This window comes from Halomonas cibimaris (genome assembly GCF_055379665.1).
The window spans coordinates 34530-48098 of record NZ_AP043828.1 but is presented as its reverse complement, the minus strand read 5'-3'; the positions used below and the strand labels follow the sequence as shown (position 1 = coordinate 48098).

The following is a 13569-nucleotide window of genomic DNA, read 5'->3' as shown; positions in this document are numbered from 1 at the left end:
TGACGGGTGCTAAACGATGCGACGCGGCGCGGCAAGTCTTTAAGGCCCCCAGCTAAGCATCAAAACGGCCGGTAGTTCAAGGGAGGCTAAAAAAAGTTCAAGAGAGGCTAAAAAAGATTGTTCGCCGATCAATGTGAAAGCCGTGCGATGCCGGCGCTGGGCGATTGGGCCTTCCCGGCGGGCAAAACCGGGCAATCATCAGCCGCTGGCCTGTAAAGGCGCACTGTAAAGGCAGGCGTAGCGCTTGTCGCACGCACTGTGCACCCGAGTGGCCGGTTGCGTTACACTCGGCAAGGCGCCCAGGCATAGCCAACGGGCAGCACACATCGCGACATGCCCGCGCACTCAATGCCCGCGCATCTCAACAGCAGGATTTTTCTGATGGCCAAAGCGGCAAAGATCGCAATGATCGATAACTACGACAGCTTCACCTATAACATCGTCCAGTATTTGGGCGAGCTGGGGGCGGAGGTGTTGACCTGGCGCAATGATGACATTGATCTTGCCGGTATCGAGGCTCAAACACCCAGTCATCTGGTGATTTCCCCGGGGCCGTGCACGCCCACCGAGGCGGGGATTTCGCTGGATGCGATCCGCCATTTTGCCGGCAAGCTGCCGATTCTGGGCGTGTGCCTGGGCCATCAGGCCATCGGCCAGGCGTACGGTGGCCGGGTGGTGCGCGCCCCGCAGGTGATGCACGGCAAGACATCGATGATCGACCACGGCGGCCAGGGCGTATTTGCCGGATTGGACAACCCGCTGGAAGTGACCCGCTACCACTCGCTGACGGTTGAACGCGAAAGCCTGCCCGACTGTTTGGAAGTCACCGCCTGGACGCCCGCCGACGACGTAACGCCCGGGCTGGTTATGGGGCTGCGCCATCGCGCGCTTGACGTGGAAGGCGTACAGTTTCATCCCGAGTCGATTCTGACCCGCCAGGGCCACGCGCTTTTGGCGAACTTTTTGCAACGCGCTTGAACCGGCGCATCACCAGCACGAGGCCCACGTTTTCATGCAGATGCGAGACGCAATCAATGCGCTGATGCGCCGTGACGACCTGACATTTGACCAGATGCACGCGCTGATGCGCCAGATCATGCTGGGGGTCGCCAGCGACGCCCAGGTAGGGGCGCTGTTGATGGGGCTGGCCATGAAAGGCGAGACCGCCACGGAAATCAGCGCCGCCGCCCAGGTCATGCGCGAGCTGATGAACCGCGTGACCCCGAACGCGGGCGCTGACGTGGTGGATATCGTCGGCACCGGCGGCGACGGGGCGGATCTGTTCAACGTCTCCACCGCCTCAAGCTTTGTCGCCGCCGCGGCCGGGGCCAACGTGGCCAAGCACGGCGGGCGCAGCGTTTCGTCGTCTTCCGGCAGCGCGGATCTGTTTGACGTGGCGGGGATTTTTCTCAACCTGAACCCGGAACAGGTGGCGCGCTGTATCGACGAGGTCGGCGTGGGCTTCATGTTTGCCCCCAACCATCATCCGGCCATGCGCCACGCCGTGAGCCCGCGCCGGGAAATGGGCGTGCGCACGCTGTTCAACATTCTCGGCCCGCTGACCAACCCGGCCGGCGCGCCCAACCAGCTTTTGGGCGTATACGACCCGTCGCTGGTGGTGCTTCTGGCCGAGGTGCTGAAAAAGCTCGGCAGCCGCCACGTAATGGTGGTGCACTCTGACGACGGGCTGGACGAAATTTCGCTTGCCGCCCCCACGCTTGTCGCCGAGCTGAAAGACGGCGAAATTACCCAGTACCGCATTACCCCCGAAGCGCTCGGCGTGGAGCGACAGAGCCTGGCCGCACTCAAAGCTGACGGCGTGGAAGACAGCCTGCGGCTGGTGAAAATGGCCCTGCGCGGTGAAGGCGCGCCGGCGGGGATTGTCTCGCTTAACGCCGGTGCCGCGCTTTACTGCGCCGGCGTGGCCGATACCCTGCAGGAAGGCGTGCGCCTGGCGCGCAACGCTCAGGAAGACGGCCTGCCGCTGGAAAAAATGGCCGAGCTTTCGCGCTTTACCACCCAGTTCAAATCCCAATCTCAGTGAGACGCACCATGACCGATCAGGCCACGCCCACCGTGTTAACCCGCATTCTGGCGCGCAAGGACGAAGAAGTGGCCGAACGCCGCCAGGCCGTGCCGGAGGCCGACCTGCTGGCGCTGGCGGGCAAGCAGAGCGCCCCGCGCGGCTTTATCCGCGCGCTCAACGCTCGCATCGCGGCGGGGGACGCCGCGGTGATCGCCGAGATTAAAAAGGCCTCGCCGTCCAGGGGCGTGATCCGCGAAGACTTCGCCCCGGCAGACATCGCCCAAAGCTACGCCGAGGGCGGCGCGGCGTGCCTTTCGGTACTCACCGACGCGGATTTTTTTCAGGGCCACGAGGATTTTCTTATTGCCGCCCGGGACGCCTGCGACCTGCCGGTGATCCGCAAGGATTTCATCACCCACGGCTATCAGGTTACCGAGGCCCGGGCCCTCGGCGCGGACTGCATTTTGCTGATCGTCGCCGCCCTTGACGACGAGCGGCTGGCCGATCTCAATCAGAAAGCCCACCAGCTGGGCATGGACGTGCTGGTGGAAGTCCACAGCGCCGAAGAGCTTGAGCGCGCCTTGAAGCTTGATCTTGAACTTGTCGGCATCAACAACCGCAACCTGCACACCTTCGAGACGACGCTTGATACCACCCTCGACCTGCTGGAAAAAGTGCCCGAAGGTGTCACGGTGATCACCGAATCCGGCATTCACACCCGGGAAGACGTGGCGAAAATGCGCGAGCATCGCGTGAACGGCTTTCTGGTGGGCGAGGCTTTCATGCGCCAGGCAGAGCCCGGCAAAGCGCTTGCTGAGATGTTTCGCTGAAACCGGTCGGTTCGCTGGCTGCGAACGTCGCGTGGCTCACGACGGCGGAAAAAGCCCGAACCGCTGTCCGGCCCGGGCCCAAGCGGTTAGCGGAGCGTGCTAGTCGATCAGCGGCAGCAGCGAATCCACGCTGCCCTTGGCATCGCCGTAGAACATTCGCGTGTTGTCCTTGAAAAACAGCGGATTGTCGATGCCCGAATAGCCGGTGCCCTGGCCACGCTTGCTGACGAACACCTGCCTGGCCTCCCAGACCTTGAGAACCGGCATGCCGGCGATGGGGCTGTTGGGATCTTCTTCGGCAGCCGGGTTGACGATATCGTTGGAGCCTATGACGATCACCACGTCGGTCGAGGCGAAGTCATCGTTGATCTCGTCCATTTCCAGCACGATATCGTAGGGCACCTTGGCTTCGGCCAGCAGCACGTTCATGTGGCCGGGCAGGCGTCCTGCCACCGGATGGATGCCGAAGCGTACCTCTTTACCGGCGGCGCGCAGCTTGCGCACCAGCTCGCTGACCGAACTCTGCGCCTGGGCGACCGCCATGCCGTAGCCCGGCACGATGATCACGTTTTCCGCGTCGTTGAGCGCACTGGCCACGCCGTCGGCGTCGATGGCCACCTGCTCGCCCTCGATGTCGGCGGCCGGGCCTTGGCGACCGCCGAAGCCACCCAGAATCACACTGACAAAGTTACGGTTCATCGCCTTGCACATGATGTAGGAGAGGATGGCGCCGGATGACCCCACCAGCGCACCGGTCACGATCAGCAGGTCGTTGGACAGGGTAAAGCCGATCGCCGCGGCCGCCCAGCCGGAGTAGCTGTTGAGCATCGACACCACCACCGGCATGTCGGCACCGCCGATTCCCATGATCAGGTGGTAGCCGATAAACAGTGCCAGCAGCGCCAGCGCCAGCACGGTCCAGATGCCGGCGCCGTTGACGTAGAAAATTGCCAGCAGCAGCGCCAGAACGGCCGCCCCCGCGTTGAGCATGTGCCCGCCCGGCAGCTGCCGGGGTTTGCCGTCGATCTTGCCGGCCAGCTTGCCGAAGGCGATTACCGAGCCGGTGAAGGTGACCGCGCCGATGAACACGCCCAGCACCACCTCTATCTGCAGAAAGGTCAGCTCGGCGGGCGTTTTGGTGGCTACCAGCGCGGCGAAGGCCGAAAAGTTCTCCTCGGCACTGCCGGCCAGCTGGGAGGCTAGCACTCGACGGCGTTCCAGGTCGGCATTAATGCCGACAAATACGGCCGCCAGGCCGACGAAGCTGTGCAGCGCTGCGACCATCTGCGGCATTTCGGTCATGCCGACCCTTTTGGCCACATACACGCCGATCACCGCGCCGATGACGATCATCGGAATCATCCAGCCGTAGCCGCCAATGCCCGAGGCAAAGGCTGTGAAGCCTACCGCGATGGCCATACCAGTGATGCCGTACCATACCGCCCGCTTGGCTTTTTCCTGGTTACTCAGCCCGCCCAGGGAGAGAATGAACAACACGCTTGCCGCGATTGATGCGGCAGATACGAATTCTTGACTCAGCATCTTGTCTCTCCGCCGCTCAGGATTTCTGGAACATGGCGAGCATCCGGCGAGTCACCAGAAAGCCCCCCACGATGTTAATGGTCGCGATCAGTACCGAAATGCCGGCCAGCAGTGCCACCAGCCCGCTGCCCGACCCTATCTGCAGTACGGCCCCCAGCACGATAATGCCGCTGATGGCGTTGGTTACCGCCATCAGCGGCGTATGCAGCGCGTGGCTGACGTTCCAGATCACCTGAAAGCCGATGAAGCAGGCCAGCGCGAAAACGATGAAGTGCTGCATGAACGACGCCGGCGCCACCTGGCCGAGCAGCAGCATCACGGCGCCGCCCGCCGCCAGCAGCGTTACCTGGCGTTTGCTCTGAGCTTTGAAGGCGGCAAGTTCGGCGGCTTTCTGCTCTTCGCGGGTGGGCTCGGGCTCCTTGGGCTTAGCCTTGGCCGCGGCGATTGCCTTCACTTTCGGCGGCGGCGGGGGGAAGGTGATTTCACCCTGGTGGGTCACCGTCGCGCCGCGGATGACATCGTCTTCCATGTCGTGCACCACCTTGCCGTCCTTTTCAGGCGTCAGGTCGGTGAGCATGTGGCGGACGTTGTTGGCGTAGAGCAGCGAGGCCTGGGTGGCCATACGCGACGGAAAATCGGTGAAGCCGGTGACGATCACGCCGTTATCGCTGACGATTCGCTGGTCGGGCACGGTAAGGTCGCAGTTGCCGCCGCGTTCGGCGGCGAGGTCAACCACTACCGAGCCCGGCTTCATCGCCGCCACCATGTCTTCAAGCCAAAGCTTGGGAGCCGGTTTGCCGGGAATCAGCGCCGTGGTAATGACGATATCCACGTCGGGGGCCTGCTCGCGAAACAGCTCAAGCTGCTTTTCGCGAAACTCGAGGCTTGAAGGTTCGGCATAGCCGCCGCTCTCCGAGCCGTCCTTGCCGTCGTCGAAATCGAGAAAGAGAAATTCAGCGCCCATGGATTCGATCTGCTCGGCCACTTCGGGGCGCACGTCAAAGGCACGCACCACCGCGCCCAGGCTGGTGGCGGTACCGATGGCCGCCAGACCGGCGACCCCGGCGCCGACAACCAGCACCCTGGCCGGCGGTATCTTGCCGGCAGCGGTCACCTGACCGGCAAAAAAGCGGCCGAACTGATGGCCGGCCTCGATGACCGCGCGGTAGCCGACGATATTGGCCGTGGACGATAGAGCGTCCATTTTCTGCGCTCGCGAAATGCGCGGCACCATGTCCATGGCCACCACGCTTGCTTCGGCCGCTTTGCAGCGCGCCAGCATGTCCTTGTTCTGAGCCGGCCAGAAAAACGAGATCAGCGTCTGGCCCTTGCGCAGATAGCCCGCCTCATCCGCGCTGGGTTCGCGGACCTTGGTGACAATGTCGACGAGCTGCCATAGCGCTTCAGCGCTTTCGACAAGAGTAACGCCGGCTTCGCGATAGGCCTCGTCGGAAAAGCCTGCTTGCGCACCGGCCCCCGTTTCCAGGTAGCACTCGTGGCCAAGTTTATGTATCTGAAGCGCACTGTCCGGTGTCAGCGCAACGCGCGCCTCGCCGGCTGCGCGCTCTTTGGGTGTACCAATTTTCACGGTGGGTATCCCCCGTTCAGGATAGGTTTTGCAGACAAGCCTGGTTGACTAGCAATACCTTACTCGGAGGCCGTGCACAATTCGCCGAAGAGCATAAAGCCCTGCGTCTATCGTCGAAGTGCCGCTGTTGCAGCCTAGCGGCTGTGTTTGATGGCCGCCAGCAGCGCCTGCAGCGGGTGGGGCAGGGCAGCGTTTGAAAAGCGGCCGGCCTGGCTGCGACAGGAGTAGCCGGTGGCGAGCAGCCCGCCCGGGCTTTCTTCGGCCTCGACCACGGGCTGCCAGGACTGGGCGTAGACGGTTTTCGACGTCTCGACGTTGCGGGTTTCGTGGCCGTAGGTGCCGGACATGCCGCAGCAGCCGCTGGCAAGCGTCTCAAGCTCCAGGCCGAAGGCGGCGAATACCTGCTGCCAGGCCTTGGGAGCCTGGGGCTCGCTGGTTTTTTCGGTGCAGTGGGACAGCAGCCGGTAGCCGCCTTCAACGCCGTCAAGCGGCGTAGCGGGCAGGCTGTGCAGGCGCTCGGCCAGCCACTCCTGCAATAGCGCCACCGGCGGCACGGCGTCGTCGCCCAGCGCCTTGACGTATTCCTGGCGGTAGCAAAGCGTCATCGCCGGGTCGATACCTACCAGCGGCACGCCGAAGCGGGCCAGGGCGCGCAGGCGAGCGGCCTGCTTTTCTGCGGTACGGTGGAACGCGCCCAAAAAGCCCTGCACGTTGAGCGGCTTGCCGTTGGCGGCGTAGGGCATGACAAACACCCGCAGGTTGAGCCTTGAGAGCAGCTCGACCACGTCCATCACCAGCTTGGCCTCAAAGTGGGTGGTAAAGGCGTCCTGGACGATAATTACGCTTTCGGCGCGCTGCTGCTCGGTGAGCAGGCCAAGGGCGGTGGGCGTGGCCGGGCTTACGCCCCAGGCCTTGAGCTGCTTCTTCACGCTGGCGCGCGCTATCGCCGGCGAGTCGCTCATGCCCAGCCTCCGGCGCATCAGCGCATCCACCAGGCGGTTTTGCATCAGGCCGTTGTACAGCGGGGCGACTTTGGCCAGCGTCGGCAGCAAAAACTCGGTGGTGCCGATCAGGTAGTCCCGCAGCGGGCGCAGGTAGCGGCCGTGGTAGACCTCAAGAAACTGCGAACGAAACTGCGGCACATCGACCTTCACCGGGCACTGGCTGGCGCAGGACTTGCACGCCAAACAGCCCGCCATGGCCTCGTAGACCTCGTGGGAGTAGTCGTCGCGCCCGCGGCGGCTCAGGGTGTTGTAGGTACGCAGCGGCAGGTGGGCGATAAAGCCCCACACGCCTTCGGTTTTTTTCCTGCGCGACTCTTCCACCACGTCCACGCCGGCTTCGGTTTGCAGCCGCAGCCATTCGCGTATCAGGCTGGCGCGGCCCTTGGGCGAGTGAATGCGCTGGCGGGTGGCTTTCCACGACGGGCACATGGGGTCGTCCACGTCGTAGTTGTAGCAGGCGCCGTTGCCGTTGCAGTACACCGCCGCGTCGTAGGACTGCCAGGCGCGCTCGTCGATGGTGCGGTCGAGCTCGCCCCGGGTGGTCACGCCGTCCACGGCCAGCAGCGCGGGGTCGCTTTCCCGGGCGATCAGCCCGCCTTCGTGGCGCGGCGAGGCGATTTTGCCCGGGTTGAGCTGGTTGTGGGGGTCAAAGGCCGCTTTGACCCGCTGCAGGCTGGGGTACAGCTCGCCGAAGAACTTGGGCGCGTATTCCGAGCGAATGCCCTTGCCGTGCTCGCCCCACAAAAGGCCGTGGTAGCGGTGGGTCAGCTCGGCCACCTCGTCGGAAATCTCGCGGATTAAAAGCGCCTGGGCCGGGTCTTTCATGTCGATGGCCGGGCGCACGTGGAGCACGCCGGCATCCACGTGGCCGAACATGCCGTATTTGAGCTCGTGACGGTCGAGCACGGCGCGAAAGTCGGCGATGTAGTCGGCCAGATGTTCCGGCGGTACGGCGGTGTCTTCGACAAACGGAATCGGGCGTTTTTCGCCCTTGGCGTTGCCCAAAAGCCCCACCGCGCGCTTGCGCATGGCGTAGACCCGCTGAATCGCGCCGCGGCCTTCGGCCAGGGTGTAGCCCAGCCGCTCGACGCTGTCATCATCGCCCAGGTGGCGGGTAAACGCCGCCACGCGCTGGGCAAGTCTCGCCGGGTTGTCGTCGTTGAACTCCACCAGGTTAATGCCGCGAATCGGCGTGTCGCCGGCGGGGAAGAACTCGGCCACGCCGTCCCAGACGAAGTCGTCCATGGCCAGCAGCAGCACGCTGTCGTCGATGGTCTCGATCGAGGTCGGAGCGGCGTCGCTGGCCATCAGCGCCTTGGCGTCGCGCAGCGCGTCCATAAAGCCCGCGTAGCGCACGTTGACCAGCGTCGAGTGCTTGGGGATGGGCAGCACGTTGAGCACCGCCTCGTTCAAAAAGCCCAGCGAGCCCTCCGAGCCGCACAGCAGGCTGTTGAGGTTCAGGCGGCGCTCAGCGTCGCGCAGGTGGGCCAGGTCGTAGCCGGTGAGGCAGCGGTTGAGCGGCGGAAACTTCTCGGCGATCAGCTCGCCCTTTCGGTCGATAATATCCGCGGCGGTGCGGTGAACATCGCCGATCATGCCGCCTTTGTCGCTTTGCTCGCGTTCCTCAACCGGCGTCAGGGCGCGGCTTGTCAGGCGCTTGCCGCCCAGCAGTACGGTATCCAGCTCCAGCACGTGATCCCGGGTCTTGCCGTATTCGCAGCTGCCCTGGCCGCTGGCGTCGGTGGAAATCATGCCGCCGACGGTGGCGCGGTTGGAGGTGGACAGGTCCGGGGCGAAAAACAGCCCGTGGGGCTTGAGCGCGGCGTTGAGCTGGTCTTTCACCACGCCGGCCTGCACCCGCACCCGGCGGTTTTCCACGTCGATCTCAAGGATCTGATTCATGTGCTTTGATACATCCACCACCAGCCCGTCGGTGAGCGACTGGCCGTTGGTGCCGGTGCCGCCGCCGCGCGGGGTGAGGACGATATCGCGGTTGGGTACTTCGCCGGCAAGCTTGGCGATGCGCTCCAGGTCCTCGGCGTGGCGGGGGTAAAGCACCGCTTGGGGCAGGCGCTGATAAATCGAGTTGTCCGTGGCCAGCACGGTGCGGCTGGCGTAGTCCGGGGCGATCTCACCGTCAAAGCCGCTGGCCTTGAGCGCTTCGAGAAAGCGCACGTAGTCGGCCGTTGGCCGCTCAAGAAAAACCGTCTGCCGGGTCAAGGATGCAATCATGATATATCAGCGCCGCCGCCGGAAAGCCAGAGTCGAAAATACAGAGCAGCGCCAGTTTAACCCAGCCGCCCGCCCGCTGCACACGCGCACCGGCCACGCTCAGCCATCGGCCAGCGCCTCGCCGACGATGACGGCAGAGCGCTCGCTCATGGGCAGGGTGAGCGCCAGCTCCCGGGCGCGGGGCGACATCTTGCCCCAGGTTTTCTGCACAATGCGGATCATGTGGTCGCGCGCCAGGGTGCGCGAAAAATCGGCAAAGTAGTTTTCCAGAAAACTCAGACAGGCGCAGTCTTCAAGGGTTTGCACCTCGGCGTCGCGCTTGAGCCCTTTTTTGCTGATGATGTCGGCGGTGCGCGCAGCGTCGGCCTCGCTGTAGCCGGCATTGCGCATCAGCCGGGCCGCTGTTTCTCCGGCTCGGCGGCTCTGGTCGCGGCGCCAGGTCAAATAGCCCACCCGGCCTTCGGGGTAGTCGGCGCGCGGCACCTGCCAGCGCTGGAGATGCTGGGCGCGCACGGCCAGGCGCAAACACTCCGAGGCGTCGGCGTCGAGGCGCTCAAGCCAGGCGCTCATGCGTCGGGCATAGACCTGCTCGGCCGGCTCGGCGGCGCCGTTGATGTCAACGGTTTGCGGGTCATCCATGTGCAAACTGTCCAGGGCGTTGAACACGGCGGTAAACGGTGTGGTGTCAAAAGCGCGGGTCATGGCGGCTCGCTGTTGGCAGGAAAAGTGAAGGTAAGGGTCAGCAACGTCGGTGCCTAACCATAGCTCCACGGCGGCCTTTTGCCTACAATGGCGGCCTTCGTCACGGGCGTTTTACGTCGCGTGTCTTGACTTTCAGCTCGGAGGATAACGCATGCTCGACCCGAAACTGCTGCGCGGTGATCTGGAAACGCTGGCCCGGCGGCTGGCCCGCCGCGGATACACGCTGGACGTTGACGGGCTCGCTGAGCTGGAATCGCGCCGCCGCGAGCTGCAAACCCGCACCGAGCAGCTGCAAAACGAGCGCAACACGCGCTCCAAGATGATCGGCAAGGCCAAGGCCAGCGGCCAGGACATTCAGCCGCTGCTGGACGAAGTGAGCGATCTGGGCGAGCGGCTGGACGCGGCCAAGCAGGCGCTGGCCGATGTGCAGGAAGAGTGGGACGATGCGGTCAGCGGGATTCCCAACCTGCCCCACGAAAGCGTGCCCGAAGGCCGAAACGAGGACGATAACGTCGAGCTGCACCGCGTGGGCACGCCGCGCCGCTTTGATTTCGAGGTGCTCGACCACGTGGATCTGGGCAAGAAGTCGGGCTATCTGGATTTTGATCTGGCCGCAAAGCTGACCGGCGCGCGCTTTGCCGTGATGCGCGGGCCGGTGGCGCGCCTGCACCGGGCGCTGGCGCAGTTCATGCTGGATACGCAAACGCTTGAGCACGGCTATGAAGAGTGCTACGTGCCCTACATCGTCAACCGCGATTCCTTGATCGGCACCGGCCAGCTGCCCAAGTTCGGTGAGGACCTGTTCCGCCTGGACGACGAGCGCGAGTTTCACCTGATTCCCACATCCGAAGTGCCGCTGGCCAACTTCGTGCGCGGCGAGATCATCGAGGCCGAGGCGCTGCCCGTAAAGCTCACCGCCCACACGCCGTGCTTTCGCAGCGAGGCGGGCTCCCACGGGCGCGATACCCGGGGCATGATTCGCCAGCACCAGTTCGACAAGGTGGAAATGGTGCAGATCGTCGAGCCTGAGCACAGCTACGCCGCCCTTGAGGACATGCGCGGCCACGCCGAGGCGCTGCTGCAAGCGCTGGATTTGCCGTACCGCACGGTGACGCTGTGCACCGGCGACATGGGCTTTGGCGCGGCCAAAACCTACGATCTGGAAGTGTGGCTGCCCAGCCAGCAGACCTACCGCGAAATTTCCTCGATCTCCAACTGCGAGGACTTTCAGGCGCGGCGTATGCAGGCGCGCTACCGCGCCCCCGAGGCGAAAAAGCCGCGGCTGGTGCATACGCTCAACGGCTCTGGTCTGGCGGTAGGGCGCTGCCTGCTGGCAGTGCTGGAAAACCATCAGCAGGCCGACGGTTCGGTGACCGTTCCGGAGCCGCTGCGCCCCTATATGGGCGGCGCAAAGGCGATCAGTCTGTAGGCTTGCTGGCGTCGGGCGCGGCGCTGAGCGCCCATTTCACGCTGACGCCGGCTTGAATGTCGACGGTGCCGGGGCGGTACGCTGTTTCCGGCATCGCACTTTCGGCCTTGCCGCGCGCCTCGGCGCTTGCGCGCATCGTGCGCGGAGAATAGTTCGGCGAGCGGGTTTCCTGTACGGCCAGCACCGGGCCTAGCCGGATGTCGAGCACATCGGCCATTCGCCTGGCTTTGTGGCGCGCTTTTTCCAGCGCCTTGACCAGCGCTTCGTCGGTGGCGGCCTGGCGGTCTTCAAGGTCAAAGGTAACGCCGTCCAGGCGGTTGACGCCGGCGGTCATCAGCGCATTGAGTACGTCTTCCAGCCGGTCAAGCTCTTTGAGCTCGACGCTTACCGGGCGTTCGAACCGCGTGCGGGTCAGGCGCGGGGCGTCTTTCTGGCGCTCTGCCGGTGCGGTTTCGCGGCGGGGATGAACGCTGAGCGAGCCGGCGCTGACGGCGTCGTGTTCAAGGCCTGCGTTTTCCAGAGCGGTGATCAGCTCGGTCGCGCGCTGTTCCAGCGCCTTGCGGGCTTGCCGGCGTGCGTCTTCGTGCTTTTTGCGCTGTGCCGTTTCGCGCAGGTCAGCCGCCGGCGTCTCTTCCCACAGTCGGGCACGCACGGTGGCGCGATCGGGTGCTATCTTGACGGTGGACTGCGCCTGAACCTGAAGGCCCGGGAGGCTTTCGCCGCCGGCAAGCGCCGGCGAAGCAGCGGCAAGGGCGCTGAAGGCCAGCGAAAAAAGCCAGGGCATACGGTGATTCAAGCGGGGCTTGCGGGGCGTGTGTCGCATAGGTGGCCTGCCTTGGAGTGGGAAATACGCGTCGGGATGCCGGCAGGTACGGGCGGCGGCCGGCAGCGCACGGCTGAGTATGGCACTGATCCGCCAGATCGCACTGCGCTTGCACGATGGTTTCACGTTTAGCGCCGTCTTGCGGCATGCTGGGAGCCTGTGCGCCGGGTATGCGTTTGTACGCGGCCGCAAATCACGCCACCATGTTCGGCTTTATCACAAGAGACAGACTGTATGCGCAACGCATCCGACCAGAGCTATCGTAGCGTGCCGCTACACGCCACCCTGGCGCTGGCCGCGCTGGTGATTATCGTTGCCGGCATGAAACTGGGTGCCAGCCTGCTGGTGCCGCTGCTGCTGGCATTTTTTATCGCGGTGGTGTGCACCGAGCCGGTCCACTGGCTGCACAACCGCGGCCTGCCCATGCGCCTGGCGGTATTGTTGACGCTGCTGGTGCTCATGGGGCTGGTGACGCTGCTGGGGTTTTTGGTGGCGAACAGTTTTACCACCTTCGTTGAGGCGCTGCCGGATATCGAAACGCGGCTGCGCCAGGCCTACTGGCAGATTCTCAACCGCTTGTCGGCTTTCGGGCTTGCGATCAATCCCGAAGAAATCAAGGCGGCGTTTGGCGGTAAAGGGGGCACGACCTGGGTATCCATGCTGCTCAGCGAGCTGGGCAATTTTTTCATGCAAAGCATGGTGGTGTCGCTGCTGGTCGTGTTCATGATGTTTGAGACGCTGCATTTTCGTAAAAAGATATCGCTGGCGCTGGCCAATCCCGCGCCCAGCCTGCAGCGCTTTGCCGAGTTCAGCGTCACGCTGAAGCGCTATCTGGCGGTCAAAACCATCATTAGCCTGACCACGGGGATTCTTGTTTGGCTGGCCTGCCTGCTGGTGGGCGTAAAGTTCGCGCTGCTGTGGGCGGTGCTGGCGTTTGCGCTCAATTTCATTCCCAATATCGGCTCGGCGATTGCCGCGGTGCCGCCGGTTTTGCTGCTGCTGGTCAGCCAGCAGGGCGGGCTGGGAGATGCCTTTTTGCTGTCCCTGGCGTATTTGGGCATCAACTTTGTGCTGGGCAACCTGGTTGAGCCGCGCCTGATGGGGCGGGCGCTGGGGCTTTCCACGCTGGTGGCGTTTGTTTCGCTGGTGGTGTGGGGCTGGATTTTCGGCGTGGCAGGGCTTTTGCTGTCGGTGCTTTTGACCATGACGCTTAAAATCGCGCTGGACAGCCACCCGCAGACCCGCTGGATGGCCCACCTGCTGGGGCCGGGGGCGCACATAGACGGGGACGGAGCGCAAGGGCAGCGTCTGCGCCAGGCAAGGCGCCCGCCTTCACGGCGCCGGCAGAAAGGCGAGTGAAGGCGGCGTTGTTTATTCGGCCGCGCTGCCGGCC

10 protein-coding genes are annotated in these 13569 nt (G+C 64.2%); 5 read left to right on the top strand and 5 right to left on the bottom strand.

Annotated features, from left to right (window positions below):
• Positions 1-381: 381 nt before the first annotated feature.
• The 3 genes from ACZ415_RS00235 to trpC are packed head-to-tail and all read left to right on the top strand — an operon-like array spanning position 382 to position 2856.
• Complete coding sequence (locus ACZ415_RS00235) at positions 382-978, top strand: anthranilate synthase component II (protein ID WP_344702991.1); 597 nt, start codon at positions 382-384, stop codon at positions 976-978.
• Between the two features lie 34 nt (positions 979-1012).
• On the top strand, positions 1013-2044 hold the full coding sequence (gene trpD / locus ACZ415_RS00230; RefSeq protein ID WP_344702993.1) for an anthranilate phosphoribosyltransferase: 1032 nt from the start codon (positions 1013-1015) through the stop codon (positions 2042-2044).
• 8 nt (positions 2045-2052) lie between these two features.
• Positions 2053-2856, top strand: a complete 804-nt coding sequence (trpC, locus tag ACZ415_RS00225; RefSeq protein ID WP_344702995.1) for an indole-3-glycerol phosphate synthase TrpC — start codon at positions 2053-2055, stop codon at positions 2854-2856.
• Positions 2857-2955: 99 nt separating this feature from the next.
• Here the strand turns inward: trpC and ACZ415_RS00220 are convergent, their stop codons facing one another.
• The 4 genes from ACZ415_RS00220 to ACZ415_RS00205 all read right to left on the bottom strand — a co-directional run bounded on the left by ACZ415_RS00220 (position 2956) and on the right by ACZ415_RS00205 (position 9924).
• Entirely contained in the window at positions 2956-4398 is a 1443-nt protein-coding gene (locus ACZ415_RS00220; protein WP_344702997.1) for an NAD(P)(+) transhydrogenase (Re/Si-specific) subunit beta, read from the bottom strand.
• Positions 4399-4414: 16 nt separating this feature from the next.
• The gene (locus tag ACZ415_RS00215; RefSeq protein WP_344702999.1) at positions 4415-5986 is read right to left on the bottom strand and encodes a Re/Si-specific NAD(P)(+) transhydrogenase subunit alpha; all 1572 of its coding nucleotides are present in this window, start codon (positions 5984-5986) and stop codon (positions 4415-4417) included.
• A 134-nt stretch (positions 5987-6120) separates the two neighbouring features.
• The gene (gene ydiJ, locus ACZ415_RS00210; protein WP_344703001.1) at positions 6121-9222 is read right to left on the bottom strand and encodes a D-2-hydroxyglutarate dehydrogenase YdiJ; all 3102 of its coding nucleotides are present in this window, start codon (positions 9220-9222) and stop codon (positions 6121-6123) included.
• A 99-nt stretch (positions 9223-9321) separates the two neighbouring features.
• Positions 9322-9924 (bottom strand): DUF4202 domain-containing protein, encoded by a 603-nt coding sequence (locus tag ACZ415_RS00205; protein WP_344703003.1) that lies wholly within the window; start codon positions 9922-9924, stop codon positions 9322-9324.
• A 151-nt stretch (positions 9925-10075) separates the two neighbouring features.
• On the opposite strand from ACZ415_RS00205, the gene serS reads away from it, so the two are divergent.
• Positions 10076-11353: a serine--tRNA ligase gene (serS, locus tag ACZ415_RS00200; protein ID WP_344703005.1), complete on the top strand. Its 1278-nt coding sequence runs from the start codon at positions 10076-10078 to the stop codon at positions 11351-11353.
• Here serS and ACZ415_RS00195 read toward each other — a convergent pair.
• The gene (locus ACZ415_RS00195; protein ID WP_344703007.1) at positions 11343-12176 is read right to left on the bottom strand and encodes an SIMPL domain-containing protein; all 834 of its coding nucleotides are present in this window, start codon (positions 12174-12176) and stop codon (positions 11343-11345) included. The two genes, serS and ACZ415_RS00195, sit on opposite strands and share 11 nt — an antisense overlap.
• Before the next feature lie 234 nt (positions 12177-12410).
• Here ACZ415_RS00195 and ACZ415_RS00190 point away from each other — a divergent pair, with 234 nt between their 5' ends.
• Positions 12411-13535: an AI-2E family transporter gene (locus ACZ415_RS00190; RefSeq protein WP_344703009.1), complete on the top strand. Its 1125-nt coding sequence runs from the start codon at positions 12411-12413 to the stop codon at positions 13533-13535.
• Positions 13536-13569: the final 34 nt, after the last annotated feature.